General features: G+C 44.7%; 12 protein-coding genes. 5 read left to right on the top strand and 7 right to left on the bottom strand.

The annotated features are described in order from the left end of the window. Nucleotides 1-44: 44 nt before the first annotated feature. Nucleotides 45-548, top strand: coding sequence for a thiol peroxidase (tpx, locus tag AAHK14_RS10575; RefSeq protein WP_065256648.1), 504 nt, complete (start codon nucleotides 45-47; stop codon nucleotides 546-548). A 231-nt stretch (nucleotides 549-779) separates the two neighbouring features. On the opposite strand, the gene AAHK14_RS10580 is transcribed toward tpx, so the two are convergent. Beyond that, complete coding sequence (locus tag AAHK14_RS10580; RefSeq protein ID WP_065256647.1) at nucleotides 780-2,618, bottom strand: phosphoenolpyruvate carboxykinase (GTP); 1,839 nt, start codon at nucleotides 2,616-2,618, stop codon at nucleotides 780-782. 194 nt (nucleotides 2,619-2,812) lie between these two features. Next, nucleotides 2,813-4,267 carry a DASS family sodium-coupled anion symporter gene (locus AAHK14_RS10585; protein ID WP_065256646.1) on the bottom strand — a complete coding sequence of 485 codons (1,455 nt, stop codon included), beginning with the start codon at nucleotides 4,265-4,267 and terminating at the stop codon, nucleotides 2,813-2,815. A 426-nt stretch (nucleotides 4,268-4,693) separates the two neighbouring features. Here AAHK14_RS10585 and xseB point away from each other — a divergent pair, with 426 nt between their 5' ends. Then, on the top strand, nucleotides 4,694-4,918 hold the full coding sequence (gene xseB / locus AAHK14_RS10590; RefSeq protein WP_227514754.1) for an exodeoxyribonuclease VII small subunit: 225 nt from the start codon (nucleotides 4,694-4,696) through the stop codon (nucleotides 4,916-4,918). 15 nt (nucleotides 4,919-4,933) lie between these two features. After that, the gene (locus tag AAHK14_RS10595; RefSeq protein WP_065256645.1) at nucleotides 4,934-5,611 is read left to right on the top strand and encodes a TerD family protein; all 678 of its coding nucleotides are present in this window, start codon (nucleotides 4,934-4,936) and stop codon (nucleotides 5,609-5,611) included. Nucleotides 5,612-5,762: 151 nt separating this feature from the next. On the opposite strand, the gene AAHK14_RS10600 is transcribed toward AAHK14_RS10595, so the two are convergent. The 4 genes from AAHK14_RS10600 to AAHK14_RS10615 all read right to left on the bottom strand — a co-directional run bounded on the left by AAHK14_RS10600 (nucleotide 5,763) and on the right by AAHK14_RS10615 (nucleotide 8,944). After that, a complete protein-coding gene (locus AAHK14_RS10600) occupies nucleotides 5,763-6,599 on the bottom strand; it encodes a peptidoglycan DD-metalloendopeptidase family protein (RefSeq protein WP_172823644.1) in 837 nt (278 codons plus the stop codon). A 37-nt stretch (nucleotides 6,600-6,636) separates the two neighbouring features. Continuing rightward, a complete protein-coding gene (locus tag AAHK14_RS10605) occupies nucleotides 6,637-7,485 on the bottom strand; it encodes a symmetrical bis(5'-nucleosyl)-tetraphosphatase (protein ID WP_065256644.1) in 849 nt (282 codons plus the stop codon). A 32-nt stretch (nucleotides 7,486-7,517) separates the two neighbouring features. Beyond that, nucleotides 7,518-8,363, bottom strand: a complete 846-nt coding sequence (gene rsmA / locus AAHK14_RS10610) for a 16S rRNA (adenine(1518)-N(6)/adenine(1519)-N(6))-dimethyltransferase RsmA (RefSeq protein WP_065256643.1) — start codon at nucleotides 8,361-8,363, stop codon at nucleotides 7,518-7,520. Between the two features lie 164 nt (nucleotides 8,364-8,527). Further along, nucleotides 8,528-8,944, bottom strand: coding sequence for a DUF4377 domain-containing protein (locus tag AAHK14_RS10615; RefSeq protein WP_065256866.1), 417 nt, complete (start codon nucleotides 8,942-8,944; stop codon nucleotides 8,528-8,530). Nucleotides 8,945-9,533: 589 nt separating this feature from the next. Here AAHK14_RS10615 and AAHK14_RS10620 point away from each other — a divergent pair. Beyond that, entirely contained in the window at nucleotides 9,534-10,025 is a 492-nt protein-coding gene (locus AAHK14_RS10620; RefSeq protein ID WP_065256865.1) for a septal ring lytic transglycosylase RlpA family protein, read from the top strand. Between the two features lie 243 nt (nucleotides 10,026-10,268). Here AAHK14_RS10620 and AAHK14_RS10625 read toward each other — a convergent pair whose 3' ends face one another. Continuing rightward, nucleotides 10,269-10,706, bottom strand: a complete 438-nt coding sequence (locus AAHK14_RS10625) for an HIT domain-containing protein (RefSeq protein WP_065256864.1) — start codon at nucleotides 10,704-10,706, stop codon at nucleotides 10,269-10,271. Nucleotides 10,707-10,936: 230 nt separating this feature from the next. On the opposite strand from AAHK14_RS10625, the gene AAHK14_RS10630 reads away from it, so the two are divergent. Then, nucleotides 10,937-12,226 carry an adenylosuccinate synthase gene (locus AAHK14_RS10630; protein ID WP_065256863.1) on the top strand — a complete coding sequence of 430 codons (1,290 nt, stop codon included), beginning with the start codon at nucleotides 10,937-10,939 and terminating at the stop codon, nucleotides 12,224-12,226. The last annotated feature ends 196 nt before the right edge of the window (nucleotides 12,227-12,422 follow it).

Below are 12,422 nucleotides of genomic sequence, written 5' to 3' on the forward strand. Positions count from 1 at the left end.
GGAGTAATATAGACTATCCCTTTACCGATAATATAGGAGTACGTATGAGCAGTCAAATTACCTTAGGTGGCAATGCCGTAGATGTGGCAGGCGAGTTTGCCAAAGTGGGCGAGACGGTCGCTGATTTTGTCTTAGTGGGCAATGATTTGGCGGATGTCAAATTGTCTGATTTTGCCGGCAAACGCAAGATTTTAAACATTTTTCCAAGCATTGACACGGACATTTGTGCCACGTCCGTGCGTGTGTTTAACCAAAAAACAGGTGAGCTTGATAACACCGTGGTACTGTGCATTTCGGCAGATTTGCCCTTTGCCCAAGCCCGTTTTTGTGGGGCGGAAGGACTGGATAATGTCAAAACTTTGTCCGCTTTTAGAAATGCTGATGTCGCCAAAAACCTTGGCGTTGCCATGACATCAGGGGCGTTGGCAGGGCTAACTGCTCGTGCGGTCATTGTGCTAGATACCGATAACAAAGTGTTGCATAGCGAGCTTGTGCCAGAGATTAAGAGTGAGCCTGATTATGATAAGGCGTTGGCATCTTTGGCTTGATTTACTTGGTTTGCTCAAAAAATAGCCCAAATATGGGCTATTTGTTTAACGGTTTGAAATTTATTTAACATAATCCAATTTTTATCTGGTTATTATCTGTGATAAACATCAAGTTCGTTAAATAAGTTCGTTAAATGGGATTTTCTAAGCGGACAATCCAAGCCGTTACCAAATAAAAACGCCCCAAATTTATTGGAGCGTTTTTTGTACCAAAAGATGTCATATTATTGCTTATGACATGGTTTGTACGCCTTCTAGGATTTTGTCGGCGTGGTCGATTAGTGCTTGTGGCATACGCTCACCCAATTTGTCAAACAACTCTTTGTGGCTTTGGATTTCTTTGACCCACTCATCTTTGTTTTGACGGGTAACGGTTTCAAAGTCTTCTTTGGTAAAGTCAGAATGCGTCCAATTTAGGTCTTCATAAGTCGGCACAAGACCAATCGGTGTGGCATGAGCATTGGCATTGCCTTCACAGCGGTTGATGATCCATTCTAGCACACGCATATTTTGTCCGAAACCCGGCCATACGAAGTCGCCATTTTCATCACGGCGGAACCAGTTAACCTTAAAGATTTTTGGCAGTTGCGTGCCATGTTCTTTAGTTAATTTTTCTAGTTTTTCGCCCATTTCTAGCCAGTTAGTGAAGTAGTCTGCCATGTTGTAGCCAGCAAATGGGAGCATAGCAAATGGGTCTCTGCGGACAACGCCCTGCTGACCAACTGCGGCAGCGGTGGTTTCAGAACCCATCGTGGCGGCTTTATATACGCCATCAATCCAATCGGGGGATTCAGAGATGAGTGGCACGGTGTCGGCACGGCGACCGCCAAAGATAAAGGCAGAGATTGGCACGCCTTCGGGATTTTCCCAGTTGGGGTCAATCGATGGGCATTGGCTTGCCGATACGGTAAAGCGGGCATTGGGGTGCGAGGCTTTCTCGGTGCCGTCATGCTTTTTGCCTTTCCAGTTGATGAGATTGTCTGGTACTTCTTTGGTTTTGCCTTCCCACCATGCTTCGCCATCTTCGGTCATGGCAACGTTGGTATAGATGACATCATGCGATAGCGATGCCATGCAGTTGGAGTTGGTTTTGGTGTTGGTGCCAGGGGCGACACCAAAGAAACCTGCTTCGGGGTTGATGGCGTATAGTTTGCCGTCCGCCGATGGTTTAATCCAAGCAATGTCATCGCCCACGGTTTCGACTTTCCAGCCTTCATAGCCTGCTGGTGGGATAAGCATGGCGAAGTTGGTTTTGCCACAGGCGGATGGGAAGGCAGCTGCCACATAGTGCTTTTTGCCTTCGGGGTTCGTTACGCCTAGGATAAGCATGTGCTCGGCAAGCCAACCTTGTTCACGACCCATGACAGATGCAATGCGTAGGGCTAGGCATTTTTTACCAAGCAGGGCGTTACCGCCATAGCCTGAACCAAATGACCATATTTCACGAGTTTCTGGGTAGTGAACAATATACTTATCATCGTTGCATGGCCATGCCACATCTTTTTCATCATCTGCCAATGGCTTGCCAACAGAATGCACACACGGAACAAATTCACCATCTGTGCCCAGCACCTCGTAAACTGCCTTGCCCATGCGAGCCATTTTACGCATACTGACAACCACATAAGGACTGTCGGTCAGCTCTATACCAATGTGGGCAATATGGCTGCCCAAAGGGCCCATACTAAATGGCACAACATACATGGTACGCCCCGCCATGCAACCGTCAAATTTGTCATTTAAGATGGCACGCATCTCATTTGGGTCTTTCCAGTTATTTGTTGCTCCTGCGTCAATCTGTTTTTCGCTACAAATAAAAGTGCGGTCTTCAACACGAGCCACATCTGATGGGTCAGAAAATGCCAAATAAGAATCAGGATGTTTCTCTTCATTCAGTTTGACCATTGTGCCATTATCAATCATGAGTTGGATTAGGCGATCATACTCTTCTTGTGAACCATCACACCACTCAATGCGAGCAGGTTTGGTCAGTTTGGCAATCTTAGCAACCCAATCAATGATGGCTTGATGGCGAACAAAATCAGGAGTGTTTAGAGTGATTGTGGTCATAAAAATCTCGCTTGATAAAAGTGGGTTTATGGTGAGTTATTTATCAGTAGAATTAAAAAAATACGCTATTAAACCATATTTTCTTATGAATTGTAATATTTATTTTTTTAAAAAATGAATGTATTTTCAAAAAAAATGAACATATCTGAATATGTTCATTTTAGGTTAAGTACTGATATATTAAAGTCAAGAGACTATCTTAAAAAGAAAAAAGCCCATATTGTAACGATGGCAATGGATATGAAGTTTAGGATAAGACCAACTTGCATCATCTCTTTTTGTTTGATGTATCCTGTGCCCATGACGATGGCATTTGGTGGTGTGGCAACAGGTAACATAAACGCACAAGAAGCGCCGATGCCAATGACCATGATAAGTGCCTCAGGGGGAAGACCAAGCTGTACGCCAATCGGAGCAAATAGTGGCACAAGTAAGGCGGCAGAGGCGGTATTTGAGGTGAATTCGGTCAAGAAGATAATGAATGCAGTGATTGCCAAAATAACTACAAATATCGGTGCAACCGATAAGGCATTGGCGATTTGCTCGCCAAGCAAGGCAGAGGCACCCGAGTCTTTCATGATATTAGATAGAGCGATACCGCCACCAAAGAGCATGAGTACGCCCCAGTCGGTATTATCAGACACTTGTTTCCAGCTGACCAAACCGCAGGCAAGCACCGCAACCGCTGCTGATAGAGCGATGATGGTGTCGGGGGATTTAAAGGCGAACATCTCACCGAGTTGTTTGCCAAAAATCCATGATAGGGCAGTAGCCACGAAGACAACGATGGTTAAAATGCGTGATGGTGTCCATGGAATGATCTCATCGGTCATGACCACATTCTGTTTTAGGTTGGGTTTTAAAAAGACGTACATCGCCCCAAGCAGTATCGGAAGCATGACAAGCATCATCGGTACACCAAATTTCATCCACTCTATAAAACTAAGCTCCAATGCTTTGGCAGCAATACCGTTTGGTGGTGAACCAATCATCGTGCCCAATCCGCCGATACTGGCACAATAGGCGATACCTAGTAGGACAAACAAAAAGGTAGAACGGTCTTTTTCTTTGTCAATCTGCCCCAAAAGTCCCAATGCCAATGGCAACATCATGGCGGCAGTTGCGGTGTTGCTAATCCACATGGACAAAATGGCGGTGGCAAAAAAGATGTAAAACACCGCCAAGCCCAGCTTGCCCCCTGCCAGTTTGACCAAGCCAAAAGCGATTTTGCGGTCAAGTTTTTGCACATGCAACGTGGCAGCAAGGGCAAAACCGCCAAAGAATACAAAGATGATGGGGTCGGCAAAACTTGCCAAGGCTTTTTTGGTGTCAAACTCAGGCACGCCAACCAGCACCGCAAGAATCGGCACTAAGATGGCAGTGGCGGTGACGTGAATGGCTTCGGTCAGCCATAATGTGCCGATAAAGACAAGTATCGCCAAGCCTTTATTGACGTCGGTGCCAAACGGCATGACTTGATATAATATGATGGAGACGATGGTGGCGACGGCAAAAATAATCATGCCCTTGATGGCGTCTTTGGTGATGACACCTGATGGCGTTTCGTCGTTACTGTCACCCATAAAGTCGGTGTCTAAGGTAAGCTCGGAGACGTGTTCGTCGTTGTGGGGTTTTTTAGAGTCAGTCATGATTTTCCTTTTTCATCAAATACATGTCATCGCTTGAAAATCAGTCATTGAAAGGTCAATTAGTGAGCATGCATAAAAATGCCAATATCAACACATCATGACTGATGGTTCCTTGTGGTGTCATGTGCGTTGGTATTGGCGTGTTTGACTGTACCATGCCAAATATTGATAAAATGGCACGTTTACATAAATTTAAGCTATGATAACAGAATTGTAATCGTTTGAAAATAGTTTGTTGGTTTTGTTTTTAAAATGAATCGTACCCAACTTACTTGGTAAATCCGTTCTTGGTAAGTCCGTTTGTAACAAAAATACTTACAATAAAGACAGTGGGCTTGACAAAATCTACTTGCTTGATAAGAAGTGATTGGGTAAAATGGGATTTTATTTGTCTAAAATTATCCAAGAAAATTACCTGAGAATGACATGTCCCAAGCCAGTGATACCCCATCTTTGATGACTTTTAAAGAAGCCTACGACATCTTAAAGCACAACGCAGACTCGCTAGAACAAAGTCAGACACTAGACATTGACAACCTAGTGAGCGTGGTAGAGCAGTCCATTGATGCTTATAAAGTCTGCCAAGAACGCATTAACGCCGTAGAGCAGGCATTAAAACATGCCTTTGATGAGACCGCCCTAAAAAACTAACCCATTGATAAGTTTATGACTGATTTTAACCAACACAAAGACAAGGACAACCCGTCCTTAAAAACTTTTTTTGAACCCAAAACCTTGACCGAGCTTGGTGTGTATGGACGGACTTTGACGGTGTCTGTCAATTATGAAGCATGTCAATTTGAAAAAACAGGCGTGCTTGCTTTTGTCAGAAAAATCCCCCTGCTAAAGGGGCTAACCCCGTTTCGCTCGCCAACGCTTGACATGGACATCGATTTGTCCTGCGTGATGCTAGATGGCTCACATCAGGTGTTGGACAAGATTTGGTATGGCAATGTGCGAAGTGCTGATGAGAGCGTGCGTCATGTTGGGTCGCTGGCAGGGGCAGGTCACTTTGAAGAGACGCTCATGCCACAGGAGTTAATAAGTGTTAAGCTAAATGAGTTGCCCAGTGAGGCACAGCGGTTGGTGTTTGTCATGTCAAGCCATCACAAGCATCCGCTTTTCCAAGCCAAAAAAGGCATCACAAAAATCAGTGATGACGACAGCATCATTCACGCCTATGAGCTGGCAACAATCACCGCAGGCGAGCACGGTGTTGTGGCGTGGGTCGTTGAACGTGATGGCGATGATTTTAGAATATCCGCCCCACAAAAAGTTTTGGGCACGTCATTTAATCCTGCCAAACTGGCTGATGAGTTGGATAAACTGGCAAGTGGGTTTTGATGCGTTATGGCATGTAGCATGTAGGGTGTGCCAGATAAGCACGCCTTGATGATGTTATTTGGCGTTGTTTATAAGGTGCTTTTGCAACTGGCCATGCAGTAAACACAACGCCTTGGCATGGAGCAAACTGCAATTTGCCCCATCATGCCGATTATTTTAATACCGTCACAGGGTCAATGTACACGCCATTTTTGGCGATACGAAATTCTAATAAGGTTGCCCCGTTTTGTTGTTGCTTCATTTTGGCGATGAGGTCGCCCACACCGATGTTCTGCCCTTTGCGGACACTCACATCTTTGACATGCAGATAGCTACTGACAAAGCCATCAGAGTGTGAGATGGTGATAATACCCCCTGTGTTAGTGTTGTCAGCATGCACGACTGTGCCTGAGCGAGTGGCACGCACGATGTCGTTATTACTGCCCGTAAACCACATGCCTTCGGCTTTGGTGTTAATGCCGTTAATGTTGCTAATCTCGCCAAAGTGACGAACGATTTTGTTGTTTCTGCCCACAGGATAGTCAAATTTCATGACACCAACATTGCCGACCATGGGATTTTTGACCGTGATGACCCTAGGCGTGGTTGCTGTGGCGGGTGTTTGGGTGATGGTGGTGGTTGTGCCAGCTTGGGCGGGATTTGATGTGTGCCATAGGGTCAGCCACTGCCCCACACGGATGGTGTGATTGCTGTCTAGGCGGTTGATGCGACTGACTTCACGCCAATTAAGACCGTAGCGAGCGGCGATTTTTGAGACGGTGTCGCCACGTTGGACTTGATAGCGTTGGGGTACACCTTGTCTGGCAGGACTGCTGACGGGGGGCGTGATGGTGGTTTGGGCGTTATTTTGTTGGTAGGTGGGTTTGTTGGCACAGGCAGATAGTGCCAGTCCCAGCGTGATGACCACTCCCAATGACATGTTAGAAAATCCACTTTTCCCAGTTAAGGCATGAGATGGGGTGTTGGTACAATAAGATGATTCAATCATGGTTGCTCCCATTATCAAGTATCTGGTAAAATAGTTGTCAAGCATCAAAGCCACTGACGGTAATAATATGCTCATCAGCAAGGCGATAGGCGACAAGTTTACCGCCCCACACACAGCCCCCATCTAAGGCACGGACGTGTTGGGTGGCAATCTTTGCTTCTAGGGCTGCCCAATGCCCGAACAGAATCTTGCGTTTGCGTGCCACTTCCCAATCAAACCAAGGACGATAGCCCAAAGGCATGGTGTCGCCAAGACTTTCTTTAAAAGAAAATTCAAGCGTGCCATGTTTGTCGCACAGTCGCATGCGTGTCAAGTAGTTGGCAATCAGTCGCAGGCGAGTATGACCTATCAGCTCATCCGACCAAGGCTCGGTGGCTTTACTGTATAAATTGGGCAACAGCTTATCAAGCTCATCCAAATCACCACCAAAGGCTTGTGCTAGTTCATTAGCATAACCTTTGGCATCTTTGACCTTCCAATGGGGCGGTATGCCCGCATGAGTCAGTACCGTTGTGTCATTGGGATATACCAAAAACGACTGATGACGTAGCCAGTCCAACAACTCATCACAGTCGGGAGCGACAAATATCGGTGCGGTGTTGTCCTTGGGTTTGATGGGTAAAACGCCCCGCCATGTGGCAATGAGCGTGATGTCATGATTGCCAAGCACCGTGGTTAATGCCCCGATGTCGGACAAACGCTTGACTTGTCTTAGGGTGTCTAGGGAGTTTTCCCCACGAGCCACGATGTCGCCGCATAGCCAAATCTTGTCTTGGGTTTCATCAAAATCCAAAGCAACAAGCAAACGGTTAAAAGCATTAAAACAGCCCTGCAAGTCGCCAATGACGTATTCATGGCGATAAGTTTTTTGTAAATTTTTTGTCATATGGTTTTATTATATCAATTTATCTTATTGTATCAAGTTTGCTTTAATTTTTCAAAAGCCACATCGGACAGTCGCACAAAATCTGCCACACTCAGCGTTTCGGGGCGGGCTTGGGGGTTGATGCTCGCCTTGGCAAAATCATCATCGTCCAATATCGGCAACATGTTCACACTTTTAAAAATTGCTCGCAAAGTTTTGCGTCTGTGGTTAAAGGTCTCACGCACGACATCGGCAAAGAGTTTCTCATCTTGGGCTTGCAAGGGCTTGACCTTAAAAGGCGTTAGGCGAAACACGGCAGACGTTACCTTTGGCGGGGGGTTAAACGCCCCATTTGGCACGGTCAAAAGATAATCAGTGGTGCAATGATACTGCATGATGACAGACAGTCGCCCGTAGGCTTTGGTGTTTGGCTCGGCGGTGATGCGATCCACCACTTCTTTTTGAAGCATAAAGTGCATGTCGGTGATGACATCGCTAAATTCTAACAAGCGAAATAAAATGGGCGTGGAGATGTTATAGGGTAGGTTGCCCACCACACGAAACGCCCCACGCCCCACCTGCTCGGCAAGCGTGCGATAGTCAATGTGCATGGCGTTGTCATTGATGATGGTAAAATCAGGATGGCTGTTCGCCCCGATGTTGATTTTTAGACCATTTGCCAAATCACGGTCAAGCTCGATGACTGTCATGCCATCCACTTCTGCCAATAGTGGCTCGGTCAATGCCCCAAGCCCCGGCCCGATTTCTAGCAAGTTATCGGTGCGAGATAAGCGAACGCTATCAACGATTTGGCGGATGATGTTTGTGTCGTGTAAAAAGTTTTGCCCAAAGCGTTTTCTGGGGGCATGGTTAAATTCTTTTGGCGTGCGAATGGTCATGATGCGTTTGTCTTAAAATTTAGCCAATTATAACACCCTTTGCCAAAAAATAAAAATTGGACGAACCAACCAGTCATTTTATGACGGTAAGCTCGCCCAAAGATGGGTTGAACTAACTTTTAAAACAAAGTCTTTACAACCAAACAATAATTGGCAAACACTAATTACTGTGTAGGGTTGATGATTTCAGGAGTAACTGAGACGATGTTGTTTAGTTTCCATACAGGAACAACTTTGCCCGCAGCTTCGTCATTGACTGCCGTTTGGCTGATGTTTAGCACATAACGGTTACCTTCTTCAAAGGTAAATCCTTCGATGTTGCCACTTAGTACATTGTAGTTACGCTCGTGGGTGCGACGGTATTGTAGGCATTCGCTGGCAACGGCATTGCCTGCGGTGTCGGTCAGCTGACAAGTGGCTTTGCGTGGGGCGATTTCAATATCAAAACTTGGAATATTAACCACTTTAACGGCTTTGACTTCGCCTTCAACGGTTTTAACACGAGTATTGTCAAGCTGAGTGCCAGCACAACCAGTTAGTGTTAAAGCAATAATAGATGATAGTGCGATGATTTTTTTCATGGGACATCCTTTGGGTGTTTGTGATAAAATGATTTAGCAAGGCAAAGACAAAATGAGTAGATAAGCCATTGCCTGCAAATTTATTGTAGACCTTTTTTATTGCTACATCCTTTTTAAAATGTAATAAAAAGTAATAAAGCGTTGATTTTGCCTTATATTTAGACAGTTTTTTCACAAAAAATGAACATGTGATGAGTTTAATTTGGGATATATTGTATTTTGATTTGTATTTTAAAAAATAAAAGCATGGGATGGCTTTGTCTCAATCTTGATTTGTGCTAAGTTTTAGGCTGTATGTTGCTTCTTTGGTTTGCATATCGGTGTTGTTTTTACAAAAAATAGCAATCGCTTAACAAGATAAGCCCATAAATTTGTTATAATAGTCAGCCTTTGCTTGCCAAACTATTTTTGTAGACATTGACTTTTGTAGCATTGACAGTTAATGGATTTGTTTGTTTTGGGGCGTGTCAAATTTTCATCTTATTTTATAAAATGTTATCAATGGTAGGCACGCCCTAATAAAAACATCATCAATGGCAGGCGTGTTTTATTCATTTTATCCATAATACCATCAACCAAGAGAGTAATCATGCGTTTATTTAACATCACTACCTTAACCTTGACCGCTCTAATCGGCATGCAGGCATCTGCCCACTCAACCACGGCGTCTTATTATGCTGATAAATTTAATGGTCGCAAAACTGCCAATGGCGAAGTATTTAGCAATAATGGCATGACCTGTGCATCCAACCGCTACAAACTTGGGACGTATGTGGAAGTTACCAATGCCAAAACGGGCAAATCCATCACTTGTAAAGTCAATGACCGCATTGGTAAAGCAGGGCGTATTGACCTAACCAAAAACGCCTTTAAACAGCTTGCTCCGTTGTCGGTTGGTTTGGTAAAAGTGCAAGTAAAACCTGTGGACAAAGATGCCAAAAACACCAAACAAGATAAGGCTGGCGATGTGATGCTAGCCAAAGACAGCCTTGCCAAAGATAAATTGGCACAAGATGAGCAAAAGACAAGCGAAAATAATCAAGATGGCACGATTAATTTGGCACTTGAACAAGACAAGTGATTGATAAGACAAGCGATTAAATCATCTTTAAAGACCACAAAAATCCGTCATTGGGCATAATGACGGATTTTTCGTTTTGGTGCTAACTGCCAATATAATTTACTTCATTCTCAACTTAAAATAGTAACTTGTTGATTTTTCAATAATTATTTTTTGGTCGTAGGGGCGAATTGCAATTTGCCCTTAATAAATCAATCACTGATATAAAGTTGAGAATGGGGTATAATTTGGAAAATCAACAGCTTAAATGTTGAATTTCCAGTCAAAGGGCATTTCATGATGCCCACGGAGTGCCATCATCAGAGTCTGTTTCATGTGTTGCAAGACTTCGGGGGTGTAGGCGATGGCAGGGCAACCCCAAACAGGGTTAGGCCAGCGAGCGTCATTTTGATAGCGGACGACATGATGAAAGTGTAGTTGTGGCACTTGATTGCCAAGGGCGGCGACGTTCATTTTGTCCGCCCCAAAGATTTTCGCCATTTGGCTAGATACCCAGCTTGATTCGCGCAAAAATTGCACTTGGTCAGCGTCAGACAGCTCGTAGATTTCTTTGATGTTTGAGACACGTGGCACCAAAATCAGCCAAGGAAATTGACAGTCATTCATCAAACGCACGGTACACAGCGGTAAGTCGCCAACCAAAAATGTGTCTTTGGCAAGCGTGGGGTGTAACTGAAACATGGATTCGCCTTTTTTTAATTATGAATTTTAACAGGATATTGTAACATGATTTTGGTAAAAATTTTAAGGGCTTTGGCAAAATTTTGCAAGTTTTTATCAATTTAAATTGATTTGATAAATTTTCAAAATTTGTTCAATTTAAGCTAGTTTTCCCCCTTGATTGTGTGTTAAACTAGATAGGAAAAACGCCAAAATTTGGCATTGGTTTAACTTAAATTAAGGTGAAAGACATGGGTAAAAATGTTGTCGTGCTTGGCAGTCAGTGGGGCGATGAAGGCAAAGGCAAAATCGTGGATTTATTGACCGAAAAAGCAACTGCCGTGGCACGCTATCAAGGCGGACACAATGCAGGGCATACGCTTGTTGTTGGTGGCGAAAAGACGGTGTTGCATCTTATTCCATCGGGGATTTTGCGTGAAGGCGTAACCTGCTTTATCGGCAATGGCGTGGTACTAGCCCCCGATGCTCTACTAAAAGAGATGAAAGGCTTATCCGAAAAAGGCGTGCCTGTGCGTGAAAGACTTCGTATCTCGCCTGCCTGCCCGCTCATCATGCCTTATCACACCGCCCTTGACCAAGCCCGTGAATTAAAGCGTGGCAACGGCAAAATCGGCACAACAGGTCGTGGTATCGGTCCTGCCTATGAAGATAAAGTGGCTCGCCGTGGCTTGCGTGTGGCGGATTTGTTCCGTAGTGATTTGGCGGACAAATTGGCAAATATCTTAGAATATCATAACTTTGCTTTAACCCAGTACTATAAAGCCGAAGCGATTGATTATGATGCCACCCTTGCTCTATGCCAAGAATGGGCAAGCGAGCTAAAAGACTTGGTGGTGGACGTAACAGACGAGCTAGAAACACGCCGTCAGGCAGGCGAGAATTTGATGTTTGAAGGGGCTCAAGGTACCTTGCTTGACATTGACCACGGGACTTATCCTTTTGTAACCAGTTCAAACACCACCGCAGGGGGCGTGGCAACAGGCACAGGTCTAGGTCCTTTGTATTTTGATTATGTGCTTGGCATCACCAAAGCCTATACCACCCGTGTCGGCTCAGGACCTTTCCCGACAGAGCTGTTTGATGATGTGGGCGAGCATCTAGGAACGGTGGGACATGAGTTTGGAGCGACAACAGGGCGTGCCAGACGTTGCGGTTGGTTTGATGCGGTGGCACTTAGACGTGCGGTCGTGCTAAACTCCATGAGCGGTATTTGCCTAACCAAGCTTGACGTGCTAGACGGTCTTAGCGAGATTAAAATCGCCACGGACTATACCTTGCCAGAAGGCGAGATTAAGGGGGCGTATGATGCTGAGTATTATGCCAAAGTAACGCCTGTGTATGAGACCTTGCAAGGCTGGACGGAGTCCACAATCGGTATCACCAAGTTTGATGATTTGCCAGACAACGCCAAAACGTACATCAAGCGCATCGAAGAGCTTGTGGGCTGTCCTGTGGATATCATCTCAACAGGGGCGGACAGAGCAGAAACGATTGTGCTAAGAGACCCATTTGATGCGTGATATTTTTTAACACAAAAACCACTTATTTTTACAATAAGTGGTTTTTTGTTGTCATTATTTTGTCATAATCTTTAAAAAATTCTTGACTTTGGGGTTGTAAAACGATTATATTTAGTTGTCATTTGGGCGTGGGGCATGCCTACCTTTTATATTTGCCGTAAATATGAGAATGATTCTCTGTTTTTAAGAGCCATGT

This window comes from Moraxella sp. K1664 (assembly GCF_039693965.1).
Taxonomy (GTDB): domain Bacteria; phylum Pseudomonadota; class Gammaproteobacteria; order Pseudomonadales; family Moraxellaceae; genus Moraxella.

Excerpts from the sequence above, each read along its gene's own strand:
- tpx (WP_065256648.1), top strand. The coding sequence starts at position 45 with ATGAGCAGTCAAATTACCTTAGGTGGCAATGCCGTAGATGTGGCAGGC.
- AAHK14_RS10580 (WP_065256647.1), bottom strand. The coding sequence starts at position 2,618 with ATGACCACAATCACTCTAAACACTCCTGATTTTGTTCGCCATCAAGCC.
- AAHK14_RS10585 (WP_065256646.1), bottom strand. The coding sequence starts at position 4,267 with ATGACTGACTCTAAAAAACCCCACAACGACGAACACGTCTCCGAGCTT.
- xseB (WP_227514754.1), top strand. The coding sequence starts at position 4,694 with ATGTCCCAAGCCAGTGATACCCCATCTTTGATGACTTTTAAAGAAGCC.
- AAHK14_RS10595 (WP_065256645.1), top strand. The coding sequence starts at position 4,934 with ATGACTGATTTTAACCAACACAAAGACAAGGACAACCCGTCCTTAAAA.
- AAHK14_RS10600 (WP_172823644.1), bottom strand. The coding sequence starts at position 6,599 with ATGATTGAATCATCTTATTGTACCAACACCCCATCTCATGCCTTAACT.
- AAHK14_RS10605 (WP_065256644.1), bottom strand. The coding sequence starts at position 7,485 with ATGACAAAAAATTTACAAAAAACTTATCGCCATGAATACGTCATTGGC.
- rsmA (WP_065256643.1), bottom strand. The coding sequence starts at position 8,363 with ATGACCATTCGCACGCCAAAAGAATTTAACCATGCCCCCAGAAAACGC.
- AAHK14_RS10615 (WP_065256866.1), bottom strand. The coding sequence starts at position 8,944 with ATGAAAAAAATCATCGCACTATCATCTATTATTGCTTTAACACTAACT.
- AAHK14_RS10620 (WP_065256865.1), top strand. The coding sequence starts at position 9,534 with ATGCGTTTATTTAACATCACTACCTTAACCTTGACCGCTCTAATCGGC.
- AAHK14_RS10625 (WP_065256864.1), bottom strand. The coding sequence starts at position 10,706 with ATGTTTCAGTTACACCCCACGCTTGCCAAAGACACATTTTTGGTTGGC.
- AAHK14_RS10630 (WP_065256863.1), top strand. The coding sequence starts at position 10,937 with ATGGGTAAAAATGTTGTCGTGCTTGGCAGTCAGTGGGGCGATGAAGGC.